The organism is Xinfangfangia pollutisoli, from assembly GCF_020179405.1.
Lineage (GTDB): Bacteria > Pseudomonadota > Alphaproteobacteria > Rhodobacterales > Rhodobacteraceae > Pseudogemmobacter > Pseudogemmobacter pollutisoli.
Genome location: NZ_JAICBZ010000033.1, coordinates 13,549 through 28,130, shown reverse-complemented (window position 1 = coordinate 28,130; position 14,582 = coordinate 13,549). Strand labels below are relative to the sequence as shown.

General features: G+C 67.6%; 15 protein-coding genes. 9 read left to right on the top strand and 6 right to left on the bottom strand.

Going from position 1 to position 14,582, the window contains the following annotated elements; translation table 11 throughout:
- Positions 1-34: 34 nt before the first annotated feature.
- Entirely contained in the window at positions 35-730 is a 696-nt protein-coding gene (locus tag K1Y73_RS11450) for a P-loop NTPase family protein (protein WP_225028429.1), read from the bottom strand.
- The gene (locus K1Y73_RS11445) at positions 727-1,914 is read right to left on the bottom strand and encodes an AI-2E family transporter (protein WP_225028428.1); all 1,188 of its coding nucleotides are present in this window, start codon (positions 1,912-1,914) and stop codon (positions 727-729) included. The genes K1Y73_RS11450 and K1Y73_RS11445 overlap by 4 nt, the downstream gene beginning before the upstream one ends.
- A 221-nt stretch (positions 1,915-2,135) precedes the next feature.
- On the opposite strand from K1Y73_RS11445, the gene K1Y73_RS11440 reads away from it, so the two are divergent.
- From K1Y73_RS11440 to K1Y73_RS11430, 3 genes are read left to right on the top strand one after another with little or no spacing between them, the layout of a single operon-like run.
- Entirely contained in the window at positions 2,136-2,411 is a 276-nt protein-coding gene (locus K1Y73_RS11440) for a PepSY domain-containing protein (RefSeq protein ID WP_225028427.1), read from the top strand.
- Positions 2,412-2,414: 3 nt separating this feature from the next.
- The gene (locus K1Y73_RS11435) at positions 2,415-3,083 is read left to right on the top strand and encodes a cytochrome b/b6 domain-containing protein (RefSeq protein WP_225028426.1); all 669 of its coding nucleotides are present in this window, start codon (positions 2,415-2,417) and stop codon (positions 3,081-3,083) included.
- On the top strand, positions 3,080-3,595 hold the full coding sequence (locus K1Y73_RS11430) for a helix-turn-helix transcriptional regulator (RefSeq protein WP_225028425.1): 516 nt from the start codon (positions 3,080-3,082) through the stop codon (positions 3,593-3,595). Before K1Y73_RS11435 ends, K1Y73_RS11430 begins: the two co-directional genes overlap by 4 nt.
- Before the next feature lie 8 nt (positions 3,596-3,603).
- On the opposite strand, the gene K1Y73_RS11425 is transcribed toward K1Y73_RS11430, so the two are convergent.
- On the bottom strand, positions 3,604-4,020 hold the full coding sequence (locus tag K1Y73_RS11425) for a helix-turn-helix domain-containing protein (protein ID WP_225028424.1): 417 nt from the start codon (positions 4,018-4,020) through the stop codon (positions 3,604-3,606).
- A gap of 68 nt (positions 4,021-4,088) precedes the next feature.
- Here K1Y73_RS11425 and K1Y73_RS11420 point away from each other — a divergent pair, with 68 nt between their 5' ends.
- Positions 4,089-5,372 carry an MFS transporter gene (locus K1Y73_RS11420; protein ID WP_225028423.1) on the top strand — a complete coding sequence of 428 codons (1,284 nt, stop codon included), beginning with the start codon at positions 4,089-4,091 and terminating at the stop codon, positions 5,370-5,372.
- A 38-nt stretch (positions 5,373-5,410) separates the two neighbouring features.
- Positions 5,411-6,751, top strand: coding sequence for a proline--tRNA ligase (gene proS / locus K1Y73_RS11415; RefSeq protein ID WP_225028422.1), 1,341 nt, complete (start codon positions 5,411-5,413; stop codon positions 6,749-6,751).
- Positions 6,752-6,824: 73 nt separating this feature from the next.
- Here the strand turns inward: proS and K1Y73_RS11410 are convergent, their stop codons facing one another.
- Positions 6,825-8,750, bottom strand: coding sequence for a hypothetical protein (locus K1Y73_RS11410; RefSeq protein ID WP_225028421.1), 1,926 nt, complete (start codon positions 8,748-8,750; stop codon positions 6,825-6,827).
- Between the two features lie 81 nt (positions 8,751-8,831).
- A complete protein-coding gene (locus K1Y73_RS11405; RefSeq protein WP_225028420.1) occupies positions 8,832-10,796 on the bottom strand; it encodes a bifunctional 2',3'-cyclic-nucleotide 2'-phosphodiesterase/3'-nucleotidase in 1,965 nt (654 codons plus the stop codon).
- Between the two features lie 228 nt (positions 10,797-11,024).
- Here K1Y73_RS11405 and trhA point away from each other — a divergent pair, with 228 nt between their 5' ends.
- A complete protein-coding gene (gene trhA, locus K1Y73_RS11400) occupies positions 11,025-11,687 on the top strand; it encodes a PAQR family membrane homeostasis protein TrhA (RefSeq protein WP_225028419.1) in 663 nt (220 codons plus the stop codon).
- Positions 11,688-11,748: 61 nt separating this feature from the next.
- Here the strand turns inward: trhA and K1Y73_RS11395 are convergent, their stop codons facing one another.
- Positions 11,749-12,018, bottom strand: a complete 270-nt coding sequence (locus K1Y73_RS11395; RefSeq protein ID WP_225028418.1) for a hypothetical protein — start codon at positions 12,016-12,018, stop codon at positions 11,749-11,751.
- Positions 12,019-12,218: 200 nt separating this feature from the next.
- Here K1Y73_RS11395 and K1Y73_RS11390 point away from each other — a divergent pair, with 200 nt between their 5' ends.
- Genes K1Y73_RS11390 through K1Y73_RS11380 form a run of 3 tightly spaced genes read left to right on the top strand, consistent with a single transcriptional unit; the run spans position 12,219 to position 14,570 of the window.
- A complete protein-coding gene (locus tag K1Y73_RS11390) occupies positions 12,219-13,502 on the top strand; it encodes a lipoprotein-releasing ABC transporter permease subunit (RefSeq protein ID WP_225028417.1) in 1,284 nt (427 codons plus the stop codon).
- A complete protein-coding gene (locus K1Y73_RS11385) occupies positions 13,495-14,181 on the top strand; it encodes an ABC transporter ATP-binding protein (RefSeq protein ID WP_225028416.1) in 687 nt (228 codons plus the stop codon). Before K1Y73_RS11390 ends, K1Y73_RS11385 begins: the two co-directional genes overlap by 8 nt.
- Entirely contained in the window at positions 14,178-14,570 is a 393-nt protein-coding gene (locus tag K1Y73_RS11380; RefSeq protein ID WP_225028415.1) for a c-type cytochrome, read from the top strand. The genes K1Y73_RS11385 and K1Y73_RS11380 overlap by 4 nt, the downstream gene beginning before the upstream one ends.
- Positions 14,571-14,582: the final 12 nt, after the last annotated feature.

Sequence of the window (14,582 nt, the reverse complement as noted above, 5' to 3'; positions counted from 1 at the left end):
TATGCCGTGACACGCGTGAAGCTTTGATGACAGATCAGCATTCCGCCGCGCCGCTGTCCAGAATCTCGCGATCCAGAATTTCGGCAGCCAGGCGCGGGGTGATGGCGCGGCCGGTTTCCAGGGCAAGCGCATCCAGCGCCGCCACCAAAGCGCGCGCGGCGCCAATGGTGCGGTCCATCCGCGGCAGCAGATAGGCGATCAGCTGCGGCGCGACCGCCAGCTGACGGTCGGCGAACAGCTTGACCAGAACGGCCGACAGAAGCGCGTCATCCGGCGCCTCGATCCGGGTCAGCGCGGCGGCCTGCATCCGGCTGTAGAGGTCGGGCAGGCGCAGCCCCCAGTCGCGCGGCGGGGTCTTGGCCGTCAGCAGCAGCGGGCCCGAGCGCAGGATCAGATTGTGCAGGTGAAACAGCGCCTCTTCCAGCGCGGGCTTGCCCGCGACCGCTTCGGCATCCTCGACCACCAGCGCCGGCGCGCCGTCGAAGGCGGCCAGGTCCAGCCCGTCCAGATCGGCCGCCGCCAGACGCGGCGCCCCGGTCTCGGCCGCCCAGATCGCCGCCAGATGGGTCTTGCCGGCGCCGGCGGGGCCCACGATCAGCATCTTGCCCAGCGGCCAGTCGCGCCAGGCCCCGATCGCCGCCAGCGCCAGCGCATTCGCGGGCGAGACGACGAAATCGGCGCGGCTCAGATTTTCCTGGGCCGGCAGGTCGAAGGCCAGTTGCCGGCTCACCCCGCGCTGTCCTTTCTGACGCTTTGCCCGGCCACGGCGGCAGGGGCGGGCGCGGCGGCGGGCGCCACCTGAACCGTCACGCTGGCCGTGGGCGGCAGGTCCAGCACCAGACTGCCCGAGGCCGCGGGCGCCTCGCCCCGCCCGGTGTAAAGCAGGCTTTCACGGTATTTCTCGACCGCAAAGCGGGTCAGCACCCCCAGCGAGGCGGCGACGGGCACGGCAACCAGCATGCCGACGAACCCGAAAAGCGAGCCGAAGACCGACAGCGCGACCAGAAGCCAGACCGGGTGCAGCCCGACCGAGCGGCCCATCAGCCGCGGCGTCAGGATATTGCCCTCGATGAACTGGCCCACGGCAAAGACGCCGGCGACAATGCCGATCGACACCCAGTCGCCCCAGAACTGGAACAGCGCCAGGCCGATGGCCAGAACCCCGCCCACCAGCGCGCCGACATAGGGAATGAAGGTGATCGTGCCGGCGATGGCGCCGACGATCACGCCGAATTGCAGCCCCGCGATCATCAGCGCGACCGAATAATACAGGCCCAGCAGCAGGCAGACCGAAACCTGGCCGCGCACGAAACCCGCAAGCACGACGTCGATTTCCCGGGCCAGGCGGCGGATCACCGGCGCATGGTCGCGCGGCAGCAGGCTGTCGACCCGCGCGATCATCTTGTCCCAGTCCAGCAGCAGGTAGAAGGCCACCACCGGCACGACCAGCAGGAAGACCACCACCGAGACGACCCCCAGCGCCGACGAGAAGACCGCGTTGACCAGCTCTCCGCCCTTCGACTGGATCGTGGTGCCGATATCGGCCAGCGTCTGCCGCATGGTCGAGGTCGAATCGGTCAGCTCGGGGAATTTCTCCAGCAGGAAGCCCTGCAGCCGCTTGGCGATCTCGGGCGCGGCATTGACCAGGGCAATCGCCTGATTGACCAGCGTGGGGATGATCGCCAGCACCAGCAGCACCACGATCAGCAGCGCGACCAGCGCGATGACCGCGGTGGCGGCGGTGCGCGACAGGCCCCAGCGCTCCATCCGGTCGGCGACCGGGTCCAGGAAATAGGCCATGGCGCCGCCCACCAGGAAGGGCAGCATCACATTGCCCAGAAGCCAAAGCAGGATCAGGAAAATCGCCGCGGCGATGCCCCAGTATTTCGCTTGTTCTCGAACCGGCAGGGCCATGCGCGCTCCTTTGTTCTCTTTCAGATGGCAGAGGGGGGGCGATGGCGCAAGTCCCGCGCGCCGCCTTGGCGGGGCCGGCGGAAACTGGCCGTCAGCCACCGCTTAGGGCGGGGCCTGTAAACGCGCTGCGGATCGACGGCACCGGGCTGCGCGGGGCAGCAAGGGCCCGCCGGACCGGCCGATGGCCCCCGGCCTTTGCAACCTTCGTGAAAGGCAAGACGATGACCCGTGTGACTGTTCCCGCCCTGGCCCTGGCCCTGGCGATCTGCGCCGCCCCCTTTGCCGCCCAGGCCGCGCCCGCCGTGGGCGACGAGGTCGGCACCACGCCCGAGACCGCCACCGCGGCGCTGAAGGCCAAGGGCTGCACCGTGAAGGAGTTCGAGGCCGAGGACGGCAAGATCGAGGCGAAATGCAGCGACGATGCCTCGGGCAAGGCGCTGGAAGTCTATATCGACCCTGCCTCGGGCAAGGTGGTCGAGGTCAAGGGCGAGGAGTGATCCATGACCGTGCTTCCCCTCCGCAAGGACGAGCCCGCGCCGGATGCCGGCACCCCGCCGACCCTTTGGGATCCGGTGGTGCGGCTGACGCATTGGTCGGTCGCGATGATCGTGCTGTTGAACGGGCTTTGGACCAAGGGAGGGGGGGCCTTGCATGTGGCGCTGGGCTGGGTGGCGATGTCGATCCTGGCCCTGCGCCTGATCTGGGGGCTGATCGGCCCGCGCGAGGCGCGGTTCTCGGCCTTTCCGCCCCATCCGGTCGCGGCGCTGCGCCATCTGGGCCAGCTGGCCCGCGGCCGGCCGGGGCTGCATGGATCGCACAATCCCGCCGGGGCGATGATGGCCTATGTGCTGTGGGCCTGCCTTGCGGTGCTGATCGGCACCGGGCTGGTGCTGTCGGGCGGGCGCACGCCGATGCAGGTGGCCGCCGATCAGGCGGCGGTCGCGGCGGGCGACTGGTCGGTGCTGGTTGCATCCTCGGACGGGCAGGGCGATGATCAGGACGGCGCGACCCTGCGCCATCTGGCCGAAGAGGTGCATGAGGTGACGTCGAGCCTGATCCTGTTCCTGGCGGCGCTGCATGTGGCGGGCGTTGCGGTGGAATCCCTGGCGCTGCGGCGCAATCTGCTGGCGCCCATGGTTCTGGGCCGGCGGGGGCGGCGGCGCGGATGAGTTCGGACCTTTCGGCGGCGGCCCGGCGGCAAAGCCTGGCGCTGACCATCTTCCTTGTGGTGCAGTCGCTGGCCTCGGTGTTCTTCCTGGGCGATGTGATTGCCGATCTGCGCTCGGATCCCGATTCGGTTCATTTCCTCTTCGAGGCGCTGGTGACCGCCACGCTGATCCTGGGGGTGATCTTCGGCGCCTTCGCGCTGCGGCGCACGCTGGAAACCCTGCGCGAACAGGAGGCCGCGCTTGAGGTGGCGCGCGGCGCGCTGGGCGCGGTGATCGAGGCGCAGTTCCAGGCCTGGGGCCTGACGCCGGCCGAGCGCGACGTGGGCCTTCTGGCGCTGAAGGGCCTGGATGTGGCCGAGATCGCCGAGCTGCGGGGCGCCGCGCAAGGCACGGTGCGCGCCCAGCTGACGCGGATCTATTCCAAGGCGGGCGTTTCAGGCCGCGCCCAGTTCGCGGCGTTTTTCGTGGAAGACCTGCTGGGCGAGGGCCTGCCGAAGGCGAAAGCCGGCTAGGGCGGGGGTCAGGGCGCCGGGCCGGCGCTGCCGCCGGGCTTTCCCACCGTCTCGATCAGGCGCCGGAACGACGGGCATTCCAGATGCGAGGGCGCCTTGCAGGCGGCCATATGCTCCAGCGTCTCGCGCAGCGCCGTCAATTCGGCGATCTTCGCGCCGATCTCGTCCGCCTTGCCGCGCAGCCGCGCCCGGGGCAGGTCGGGCATGCCGTTGCGGCCGAACATCCCGGCAATCTCTTCCAGGGTGAAGCCGGCGGTCTTGCACAGCGCGATCACCTTCAGCTGCATCAGCACTTCGGGCGGAAACTGCCGCCGCAGCCCCTTGCGGCCGACCGAGGCGATCAGCCCCGCCGCCTCGTAATGCCGCAGGGCCGAGGCGGCGACGCCCGCCTTCTGGGCGACCTCGCCAATGTCGAGAAACTGCATGTTGACCTCAAGTCGGCTTGAAGTGGCACGATGCCGCCGAATCGAAGCGCTGGCAAGGGAGAAGGCAGATGGATCAGGTCACGACACAGGGGCAGACGGGGGGCGGGCGCGGCGCGGGGCCGGGGGCCGCGCTGGCCTTGGCGACCTTGCTTGCGGCGCTGGGGACCAGCATTGCCAATGTGGCCCTGCCGGCCTTGGTGCAGGATCTTGCAGCCCCCTTTGCGCAGGTGCAGGGCGTGGTCACGGCCTATCTGGCGACGCTGACCCTGGCGGTGGTTCTGGCGGGTCGGCTGGGCGACCGGCTGGGGATGAAGCGGGTGCTGGCGGCGGGGCTGTCGCTTTTCGCGCTGGGGGCCTTGGGCGCGGCCCTGGCGCCCGGTCTTGCGGCCCTGATCGCGGCCCGGGCCGTGCAGGGCCTGGGGGCTGCGGCAATGATGGTGCTGGGCCTGGCGCTGATGCGGCAGACGGCGCGGCCCGGGGCGGTGGGCCGCGCCATGGGGCTTCTGGGGACGGTCTCGGCGCTGGGCACCGCGCTTGGCCCGGTGCTGGGCGGGGCGCTTCTGCCGGTCGCGGGCTGGCGCGGGCTGTTCTGGCTGCAACTGCCGCTGGCGCTGGTGGCGCTGGGGATGGCGCTGGTCCTGCTGCCCCCGGACCGGCCGGCCCCCGTGGGGCAGGCCCCCGCTCGGCAGTCCTCTGGCCTCTTCGCGGCGCTTGACCGCGCGGTTCTGCCCAATCTGGCGGTCCCCCTTCTGGTCGCGGCGGTGATGATGGCGACGCTGACCGTCGGGCCGTTCTACCTGACCGGAGCGCTGCATCTGTCGGCGCCGCAGGCCGGGCTGGTGATGGCGGTCGGGCCGGTCGGGTCGATCCTGTCCGGCATCCCCGCGGGCCGGCTGGTTGACCGTCTTGGTCCGGCGCCGGTTCTGACCCTGGGGCTGGTGCTTCTGGTTCTTGGGGCCACGGCGCTGGCGCTGCTGCCCGGTCTGGCCGGCGTTGCCGGCTATGTGCTGGCCCTGATGCTGCTGACGCCGGGCTATCAGCTGTGTCAGGCCGCGAACACCACCAGCGCCCTGGCCGACCTGCCCGAGGGGCGGCGCGGCACCGTGTCGGGCCTGTTGGCGCTGGCGCGCAACCTGGGCCTGATCGCCGGGGCCGCGGGGCTTGGCGCGGTCTTCGCGTTTGCCGCCGGCGACCCCGCCCAAGCCGCGGCCGAGGCGCTGACCCGCGGCCTGCGCCTGACCTTCCTGACCGGCGCAGGCCTTGCCCTGATCGCGTTGGTCCTGACCCGCGCCCGCCGCCGGCCCGGGCCCGATGCGCCACCCCTTCTTGCCCGGACCCGCGCTTCCCGCTAGGAACGCATCCGACCCCCTTGCCACAAAGGCCGCGCCTCATGCGTCTGACCCGCTACTTCCTGCCCGTTCTCAAGGAAAACCCCGCCGAGGCGCAGATCGTCTCGCACCGTTTCATGCTGCGCGCGGGGATGATCAAGCAGCAGGCGGCGGGGATCTATTCCTGGCTGCCGCTGGGCTACCGCGTGCTGCGCCGGATCGAGCAGATCGTGCATGAGGAACAGCAGCGCGCCGGGCATATCCCGCTGCTGATGCCCACGCTGCAACCCGCCGATCTGTGGCGCGAGTCGGGCCGTTACGACGATTACGGCCAGGAAATGCTGCGCATCAAGGACCGGCACGAGCGTGACATGCTGTACGGCCCCACCAATGAAGAGATGATCACCGACATCTTCCGGTCGAACGTGTCCTCGTACAAGGACCTGCCGCTGACGCTGTACCACATCCAGTGGAAGTTCCGCGACGAGATGCGGCCCCGCTTCGGCGTGATGCGCGGGCGCGAGTTCCTGATGAAGGACGGCTACAATTTCGACCTTGACCGCGATGCCGCGCTGCATGCCTACAACCGCCATATGGTCAGCTACCTGCGCACCTATGAACGCATGGGCCTGACCGCCATTCCGATGCGGGCGGCCTCGGGCCCGATCGGCGGCGACAATACCCATGAATTCCTGGTCCTGGCCTCGACCGGCGAAAGCGAAGTCTTCTATGATGACCGCGTGACCCAGCTGAAACTGGGCGACCGCGAGGTTGATTTCGACAACCGCGCCGAAGTGCTGGGCATTTGCGACGAATTCACCACGCTTTACGCCCGCACGGATGAAACCCATGACGCGGCGCTGTTCGAGCAGGTTCCCGAGGCGCATCGCAAGGTGGGCCGTGGCATCGAAGTGGGGCAGATCTTCTATTTCGGCACCAAATACTCGGCCGCGATGGGCGCCACGGTGACCACGCCCGACGGGTCCAAGGTGCCGGTCGAGATGGGCTCGCACGGGATCGGCGTCTCGCGTCTGCTGGGCGCGATCATCGAGGCCAGCCATGACGAGAAGGGCATCATCTGGCCCGAGGGCGTCACGCCCTTCCCGGTCGGCATCGTGAACCTGAAACAGGGTGACGGCGCGGCGGATGCGGCCTGCGACGCCCTGGAAAAGGCGCTGCTGGCCCGCGGGCTGGAGCCCCTGTACGATGACCGCGATGAACGCGCCGGGGCCAAGTTCGCGACGATGGACCTGATCGGCCTGCCCTGGCGGATCACCGTCGGCCCGCGCGGTCTGGCCAATGGCGTGGTGGAACTGACCAGCCGCCGCAGCGGCGAAAGCGAAGAGATGTCGCCCGAGGCGGCGGTGGCCCGCGTGGCCGAAATCTACGCGGCCCATCGGTAAGGGCAAAGAAAAGGCCCGGGTGCAGCTTTGGCAGCCGGGCCCTTTAACGCTTTAGCGGGCCTGCCAAAGCGCGTTAATCGGGCTGGTTGCGCTGCATCACGCCGGTGACCGCGGCAATGCCCAGGCCCGAGACCAGCCAGCCCGCGATCCCCAGCGCCCAGCGGCCCCACCACAACAGCCAGCCCCAAAACCCCCGGTCTTTCGAGGGCGCCCAGGCATCGGTCTGGCCCAGATCGAGGATCGGCACGACCAGATCGGCGGCATAGGCGAAGGCGTTGAAACTGTCCCAATCCACCCCCAACACCGCGCCGCTGGGGCTGGGCGTGGACTTGTCCGACCATACGGCGGCGGGGTTCTCGATACAGCCCGGCGTGGCTTCGGGCAGGCAGTCGGTTGCTGTGATCTCCTGCCAGCCGGGCGAGGTGAGGATCACAGCGGAATTCGGAGCGAAGCCGCCGCTCGACCAGGCGAGTTGGGCAAGGAGGGCGGCGAATACGAAAAGGGCAAAGGCCCAGTAGAAGGACCATTGCGGAGCGTAACCATAGCCGGCCAGGCGGCGGGCCATGCCCGACCATATGCGGGCGAGGGTCATTCGGAGCCAGATCCATCCCGCATCGCCCTTTTCGGTCGGATCGCCGTTCAGGGCGCGCTTATAAGCGGCGCGGTCGGCGGCCAGGCGGTGTTGTGCAAGCAGTCGCTCTCGCTCGCACAAAACTTTGCGCGCTTCGACCGAATGACCCATCTGCCGCAACACCCGGGCCAAGTGCGTATAGGGTTGGGGGCGAAACTCGCCTTGCCAGACAGAGCCCGCTTCCAGCCAGCGCCGCCGCGCGGCAAAGCTGGTATTGTTGCCGCCGTCGATCCGGTCATAGGTGAAGCCGTCCAGGATCAGTGCATCAGGGCCGGTTGGCCAGCTTGCCAGATCGTCGACCAGTTCGGCGACATGGGCCCCGGACAGGTCGACCCGCCCCTGTGGGGGCTTGGCCAGGCCCCGGAGATACAGGCCCTCGGACACGCGCATCCGGTGCGCGTTCAGCGCTCCGCCGCCCGCGCCGTCGAAAATGATGCCGCTGCAGGCAAGCTGCCCACCGATTTTCGCGCCGTTGAGGTCGACGGTGCCCCTGGCAGTCAGGTCGCTGAGAAAGACGCTGTCTCCTGTTTCCACCCCCTGCGCGTTCAGCGCATTGCCCGCCGCACCGTCGAGTTTGGCGCCAGTGCAGGAAAGCTGCCCACCGATCTTCGCGCTGTTGATATCGATAGTGCCTTTGGCGGTGATTTTATGGAGGATGACGCTATCGCCTGTTTCCAAGTCGTGCGCGTTCAGCGCCTTGCCCCCCGCGCCGTCGAAATTGGCGCCGGTGCAGTCAAGCTGCCCGCCGATCTTCGCGGCGTTAACGTCAACCGCCCCCTTGGCGGTGATTTCGCTGAGAAAGACGCTATCGCCTGTTTCCACCCCCTGCGCGTTCAGCGCCTCGCCCCCCGCGCCGTCGAAATTGCCGCCAATGCAGGAAAATTGTCCGCCGATCATCGCGGAGTTGACATCAACCGTGCCGGTGGAGCGGCTGCGTCTTAGGACCAAGCCGGCGTCGATTTTGGCGCCCTGCGCCAGCAGGCCCGGAAAAACGCTGTCCGCCAGGCTCAGCTGGCGGAGCTGGGTGTTGTAGAAGATCGGCCGCGTGTCGAAGTGGCAAAAGTTAAGCAGGGTCTGGCCGCGGGCGGCGCAATAGGCGATGTCGAGGCGGCCCTCGATCCAGCCGCCATAGAGCGCCACGCCCCATTCATGCAGGCCGCAGTCCGGCGTTCCGCCGATGATCAGCAGGCGCAGCAGCGAGGCGCGGATGCGGGTGGTGTCGGTGGCGGCGGCGGGGCGCTGGGGGTTCTTTGGGTCGCAAAGGACACAGGCCTTACCCGCCTGCACCGCCTCAATCAGCCGCCGTTCAGCCCTGCTCGGCGCGTAGCCGTTTTTCGGGTCAAGGAACTCGGCAACAGTTTTGAACATCGACCCTGCCTCTTTTGATCAAAGGCAGGGTCGCGGTTTTGCGTTTCTCTGGCAAGTGGGGCGGGGCTGCCCCGCCTTGCCTTACAGCGCGATCCGGAACCGGGCGAAGCCGCCTTCGCCTTCTCCCGCCGGCTCGATTTTCAGCCCGCGCGCTTGCACATCGGCCAGATAATCCGCCGCTTTCGGGCCGGTCTCGAAGATCGCCGTCGCGCCTTCGACGGGCGCAAAGCTCCAATTCGCATCGGCCGAGGGCGAGATCGTGCCCTGTTCGACGATATAGCGCACGATCACGTCGCGGTTGGTGTCGGGCGCGACCAGGATGATGGTCGTGCCATCGGCGCCCGGGAAATGCCCGCCGCCCGAGGCGCGGTAATTGTTGGTGGCCACGATGAACTCTTGCGCCGGGTCGATGGGCGCGCCGTTGAACATCAGATCCTTGATCCGGTTCGCATCCGGGTTCACCAGCGTGCCTTCGCCCGTGTCGTATTTCGCCGGCTGCGACAGGTCGATCTTGTAGGTCACCCCGTCGATCGTGTCGAAATTATAGGCCGGGAAATCGGGGTTCAGCAGCAGCGCATCCTGCGCCCCTGCCTCGATCTGGTTGAACATCCCGGCCGAGCGTTCCAGCCATTCCTTGACCTGCGCCCCGGTGATCCGCACCACCTGCACCGTGTTCGGGTACAGATACAGATCGGCCACGTTCTTGATCGCCACCGGCCCCTTGGCCACATCGGTGTAATAGTCGGGCCCACCCCGCCCGCCGGCCTTGAAGGGGGCGGCCGCCGACAGAAGCGGCAGGCCTTCATGTTCCGTGCCCTTCAACAGCTGCGCCACATACCAGCTTTGCGCCAGCGAGACGATCTGCACCGAAGGATCGTCGGCCACCTGCGCGAAATAGGAATAAAGCGGCGCATCGGTCTGGCCGACCTCGGCGCGGACATAATCCAGCGTCTCCTCATGGCCCTGTTTGGCGGCGGCCAGCACTTCGGGCACATCCTCGACCGTGGGGGTCACGGTCCGATCCTCGCCGCGCAGATAGATCGGGCGGGCCTCGGCCATTCCATCCGCCACTTTCCAGGCCGTGCCGTCATGATCCAGCATCAGCTCGATCAACCCCATGTGAGAGCCCCAGAAGCCGGCCATCACCGAAGGCACGCCCTTGATCTTGCCGGTGGCCGGATCAAGCCCGTCGCCGGCATAATCCTCGCCCGGCCAGACCCGATGCGCGTGTCCCATGACGATGGCGTCGATCCCCGGCACATCGGCCAGATGGTACGAGGCGTTTTCCATTCCGGGCGTATAGGCGTCGGTCGAGACGCCGGAATGCGAGAGCGCGATCACGATCTCGGCCCCCGCCTCGCGCAGCTTCGGCACCCAGGCCTGCGCAGCCTCGACAATGTCGCGGGTGGCGTATTTGCCGGCCAGATGGCCCGCATCCCATTGCAGGATCTGCGGCGGGACAAAGCCGATCAGCCCGATCTTGATCTGGCGCTCGACCCCCGCCCCATCGGTCAGGGTGCGTTCCAGCACGGTGAAGGGTTCGAAGAACAGCTTGTCCTCGGTGGGCCGCGCCCCCAGTTCGGTGGCGAAATTGGCGCAGACCACCGGGCGGGTGGTGGTCTTGTTCACATGTTCCAGAAAGTCGATGCCGTAGTTGAACTCGTGATTGCCCACGGTGCCCGCATCATAGCCCAGCGTGTTCATCGCCGCGATGACCGGATGGGTGTCGCCCTCGGCCATGCCCTTCTTATAGGCGATGTAATCGCCCAAGGGATTGCCCTGGATGTAATCGCCATTGTCGACCAGGACCGAGTTGGTCGCCTCGGCCCGGATCGCGGCGATCAGGGCGGCGGTGCGCGACAGGCCCAGCGTGTCATTGGGTTTGTCGGCGTAATAGTCGTAAGGATAAATGTGGCAATGCACATCGGTCGTCGACAGGATGCGCAGATGCGCCTGGCCGGCCTGGGCGCGCGCCGACCAGGGATGCAGCAGCGTGGCCGTGCCTGCGGCGGTGCCGGTCAGGAAAAGGCGGCGGGAAATCGTCATCTCGGACCTCGGATCTGGCAGGGAACGGGCCAAGCCTTGACGCTGGGACGGGCAAGGTCAACCGCCAATTCCACCCAGGGCTGTCGGATGCGCCAGGCTTGGCCGAAGGGCGGGCGCGACATTGCGGTGACAGCGGCTGTGCCGTTGCGTCAGATGACGCCAAGTTCACTTGCCCCGCCGCGGGCGCACCGTCATCTTTCCCTAATCCCTTTGCCGCAGACTGACCGAATGACCCTGCCAGACGCCCATCCCCGCCTGTTCAAACGCAGCTTCTCGACCGGAGAATTGCTGGCCGACGGCATCGTGCATGCCATGGCCCTGCTGGCCGGGCTGATCGCCTTTCCGCTGCTGCTGTTCCATGCGCTGGGCACGGCCGGGATCGGCGTCTTCGCCGCGCTGGCGGTCTATGCGGCGGGGTTCTTCCTGATGTGGGGCTTTTCGCTGGCCTATAACATGACGCCACCCTCGGCGCTGAAATGGCTGCTGCGGCGCTTCGACCATTCGATGATCTATGTGATGATCGCCGGCACCTATACGGCGGTGATCCCGCATCTGGAACATGCCGCCTGGTCCTGGACGCTGGGCGCGGTGGTCTGGGCCGGGGCGGCGCTGGGCATTGTGATCAAGGTCGTGCTGCCCGGGCGCTATGACCGGCTGTCGATCCTGGCCTATATCCTGCTGGGCTGGGTCGGGGTGATCGCCATCGGCCCGGTCACGGCCGCGCTTCCGGCGCTGTCGCTGTGGCTTCTGCTGGCGGGCGGGCTGACCTATGTCGCCGGCGTCGGCTTCTATGTCTGGCACGGGCTGAAGTTCCAGAACGCGATCTGGCATGTCTTCGTGGCCGTGGCCGCGGGCCTGCATTTCGCCGCCATCGCGGTTTCGGTGGCCTGAAGGCCTTGACGCCTTAGGGAAAGGCGGGCCCTGCGGCCCGCCCCAGATCCGGCGCGGCCGGTTACTTCGACAGTTCCGCCATCAGATCGTCCATCGCCTTGCAGGTCGCGGCCAGATCGTCGGGCGCGGCTGCGGCCTTGGTCGACAGCTCTTGCAGCTTCGGCATCAGCGCGGCCATTTTCGACGGATCGGCCGTGCCGACCTCGGTGATCTTGTTGGCCAGTTCGGTGGCTTTCTTCTGCGCCTCGGCTTCGGTGCAGGAAACCTCGTCCTTGCAGGCCGACAGGGCGGTCACCGTGGCAAGCGCTGCAAGAAGGGGAAGGATACGCATCTGATGTCCTCGTCTAATTCTATGTCTTCTTTGGTCGTTCTGACCCGCCCTCACGCGGGCGTGAGCCTCGTGCCACGGCCCAAGCGCCGCCGCCAAGGGCAGTTTTGCCTATTTCGGCGGCGATCGGCGAAGAGGCGCCGGCTTCCTTGACCTTTGCCCCCGCGCGGGCCAGTTTGCAGCCAATCAGAACGGGCAGGCAGATGACAGGCAGGACAGCACCCTTCGCGGGTTTCGAATGGATGATTGCCTGGCGCTATCTGCGGGCGCGGCGGGCCGAGGGCGGCATCTCGGTGATGACCTGGATCTCGGTCCTGGGCATCATGCTGTCGGTCTTTGCCCTGGTCGCGGTCATGTCGGTGCGGGCCGGCTTCCGCGAGGAGTTTGTGACCACGCTTCTGGGCGCGAATGGCCATGTCACGGTCTACAATTGGCGCATGGATGACCAGGGCCGCAAGCTGCGGGGTTTCCCGGATTATCAAGAGGTTGCGGCAAAGCTGGCCGAGGTGCCGGGGGTGACGCGCGTGGCGCCTTTGGTGCGCGGCCAGGCCATGCTGCAATCCATCGACGGCAATTCCGGAGTCGAGATCTACGGCATGGCGCCGGAAGACGTGGCCTCGATTCCGTCGATGACCACGGGCGGCGACGATTTCGGCGATATCGCGCGGCTGGATCAGGGGCTGGCGCTGGGCTCGGGCATCGCGCGCGATCTGGGCGTGCAGGTGGGCGACCGGGTGCGGGTGATCTCGCCCGACGGGCCGAAGACCGCGATGGGCCAAAGCCTGCGCACCAATGCCTATGAGGTGGTCTATGTCTTCACCTCGGGCAGTCCCGAGATCGACCGGACCCGCGCCTATCTGACCCTGTCCGAGGCGCAGGCCTATTTCAACGCCGAAGGCGTGGCGGATGAATTCGAGGTCATGGTGAAAGACCCCGAAAACATCGACGCCTATGTCGCGCCACTGACCGCGGCGGCGGGCGGGCAGGTGATGACCTGGACCTGGCAGCAAAGCGCGGGCAACTACCTGCGCGCCCTGACGGTCGAGGACAATATGATGTTCATCCTGATGTCGATCCTGGTGCTGATTGCCTCGATGAACATCATTTCCGGGCTGGTGATGCTGGTGAAGAACAAGGGCCGCGACATCGGCATCCTGCGGACGATGGGGCTGACCGAAGGCTCGGTGCTGCGGATCTTCTTCCTGTGCGGCGCGCTGACCGGGCTGGTGGGCACGGTTCTGGGCGTCGCGCTGGGCAGCCTGTTCAGCTATTACTTCACCCCGATCTTCGATTTCATCAACTGGATCGCCGGCGGCGGGTTGTGGGATCCGACGGTGCGGCCGATCTATCATCTTTCGGCGCGGCTGCAGGGCCATGACGTGCTGGTCGCGACGCTTTTGTCGCTGGTCCTGTCCTTTGTCGTCACGATCCTGCCGGCCCGGCGCGCGGCGCGGATGAACCCGGTGGAGGCGCTGCGCTATGAGTGACGCGCTGGTTCTGGACGGCATCGAGAAGGGTTACAACCGCGGCAAACCATCCGAGGTTCTGGTGCTGCGCGGCGCCTCGCTGACGGTGGCGGCGGGCGAGGTTGTGGCGTTGGTGGCGCCTTCGGGCGCGGGAAAATCGACGCTTCTGCACATCGCGGGGCTGCTGGATGCGCCGGATTCCGGCCGCGTGGCCCTGGGCGGGCGCCAGATCGCCGGCCTGTCCGACCGCGCGCGCACCGAAATCCGCCGCGGCGAGGTGGGGTTCATCTACCAGTTCCACCATCTTCTGCCGGAATTCACCGCGCTGGAAAATGTGGTGATCCCGCAGCTGGCCAATGGCGTGGCCAAAGCCGCGGCCGAGGCGCGGGCGCAGGATCTGCTGGGCCGGGTCGGCGTGGCGCATCGGGCCGGGCACCGGCCGGCGGCCCTGTCGGGGGGCGAGCAGCAGCGCGTCGCCTTCTGCCGGGCGCTGGCCAATGGGCCGCGGGTCCTGCTGGCCGATGAGCCGACCGGAAATCTGGATCCGGCGACCTCGGATCAGGTGTTCGGCGCGCTGATGGATCTGGTACGATCCACCGGCATGGCGGCGCTGATCGCGACGCATAATCTGGAACTGGCGGCGCGGATGGACCGCGTGGTGCGGCTTGAGGCCGGTCTTGTGGTGGAGGTGGGGCGATGAAACGGGCTTTGGGTCTGGTGGCGGCGCTGGCTTTGGCGGGCTGCATGGAAGAAAAGCAGCCGACCGGGGCGCAGGATTTCGCCGATTACTGCGCCGCCTGCCACGGGCCGGGCGGCAAGGGCGATGGCGCAGGCGCCGAGGGCCTGCCGCGGCATCCGGCCGATCTGACCACGCTGGCCAAGCGCAACAAGGGCGACTTCCCGAAGCTGCGGGTCATGGCCAAGATCTGGGGCTATACCGGCAAATATGGCGATACGCCGATGCCGAATTTCGGCCCGCTGCTGGACAGCCCGCTGGTGCCCTATGATGCGGGCGATGGCATCGCCTCGCCCACGCCGCTGCGGCTGGTGCAGCTGGCCGAATATGTCGAAAGCCTGCAGGGCAAGTGACCCTGCAAGGCC

What these genes read in the sequence shown, in the direction of transcription:
- K1Y73_RS11405 (WP_225028420.1), bottom strand. Translation starts at nt 10,796, where the DNA reads ATGACGATTTCCCGCCGCCTTTTCCTGACCGGCACCGCCGCAGGCACG.
- K1Y73_RS11440 (WP_225028427.1), top strand. Translation starts at nt 2,136, where the DNA reads ATGACCCGTGTGACTGTTCCCGCCCTGGCCCTGGCCCTGGCGATCTGC.
- K1Y73_RS11420 (WP_225028423.1), top strand. Translation starts at nt 4,089, where the DNA reads ATGGATCAGGTCACGACACAGGGGCAGACGGGGGGCGGGCGCGGCGCG.
- K1Y73_RS11395 (WP_225028418.1), bottom strand. Translation starts at nt 12,018, where the DNA reads ATGCGTATCCTTCCCCTTCTTGCAGCGCTTGCCACGGTGACCGCCCTG.
- K1Y73_RS11385 (WP_225028416.1), top strand. Translation starts at nt 13,495, where the DNA reads ATGAGTGACGCGCTGGTTCTGGACGGCATCGAGAAGGGTTACAACCGC.
- K1Y73_RS11390 (WP_225028417.1), top strand. Translation starts at nt 12,219, where the DNA reads ATGACAGGCAGGACAGCACCCTTCGCGGGTTTCGAATGGATGATTGCC.
- K1Y73_RS11435 (WP_225028426.1), top strand. Translation starts at nt 2,415, where the DNA reads ATGACCGTGCTTCCCCTCCGCAAGGACGAGCCCGCGCCGGATGCCGGC.
- K1Y73_RS11445 (WP_225028428.1), bottom strand. Translation starts at nt 1,914, where the DNA reads ATGGCCCTGCCGGTTCGAGAACAAGCGAAATACTGGGGCATCGCCGCG.
- K1Y73_RS11380 (WP_225028415.1), top strand. Translation starts at nt 14,178, where the DNA reads ATGAAACGGGCTTTGGGTCTGGTGGCGGCGCTGGCTTTGGCGGGCTGC.
- K1Y73_RS11430 (WP_225028425.1), top strand. Translation starts at nt 3,080, where the DNA reads ATGAGTTCGGACCTTTCGGCGGCGGCCCGGCGGCAAAGCCTGGCGCTG.
- proS (WP_225028422.1), top strand. Translation starts at nt 5,411, where the DNA reads ATGCGTCTGACCCGCTACTTCCTGCCCGTTCTCAAGGAAAACCCCGCC.
- trhA (WP_225028419.1), top strand. Translation starts at nt 11,025, where the DNA reads ATGACCCTGCCAGACGCCCATCCCCGCCTGTTCAAACGCAGCTTCTCG.
- K1Y73_RS11425 (WP_225028424.1), bottom strand. Translation starts at nt 4,020, where the DNA reads ATGCAGTTTCTCGACATTGGCGAGGTCGCCCAGAAGGCGGGCGTCGCC.
- K1Y73_RS11410 (WP_225028421.1), bottom strand. Translation starts at nt 8,750, where the DNA reads ATGTTCAAAACTGTTGCCGAGTTCCTTGACCCGAAAAACGGCTACGCG.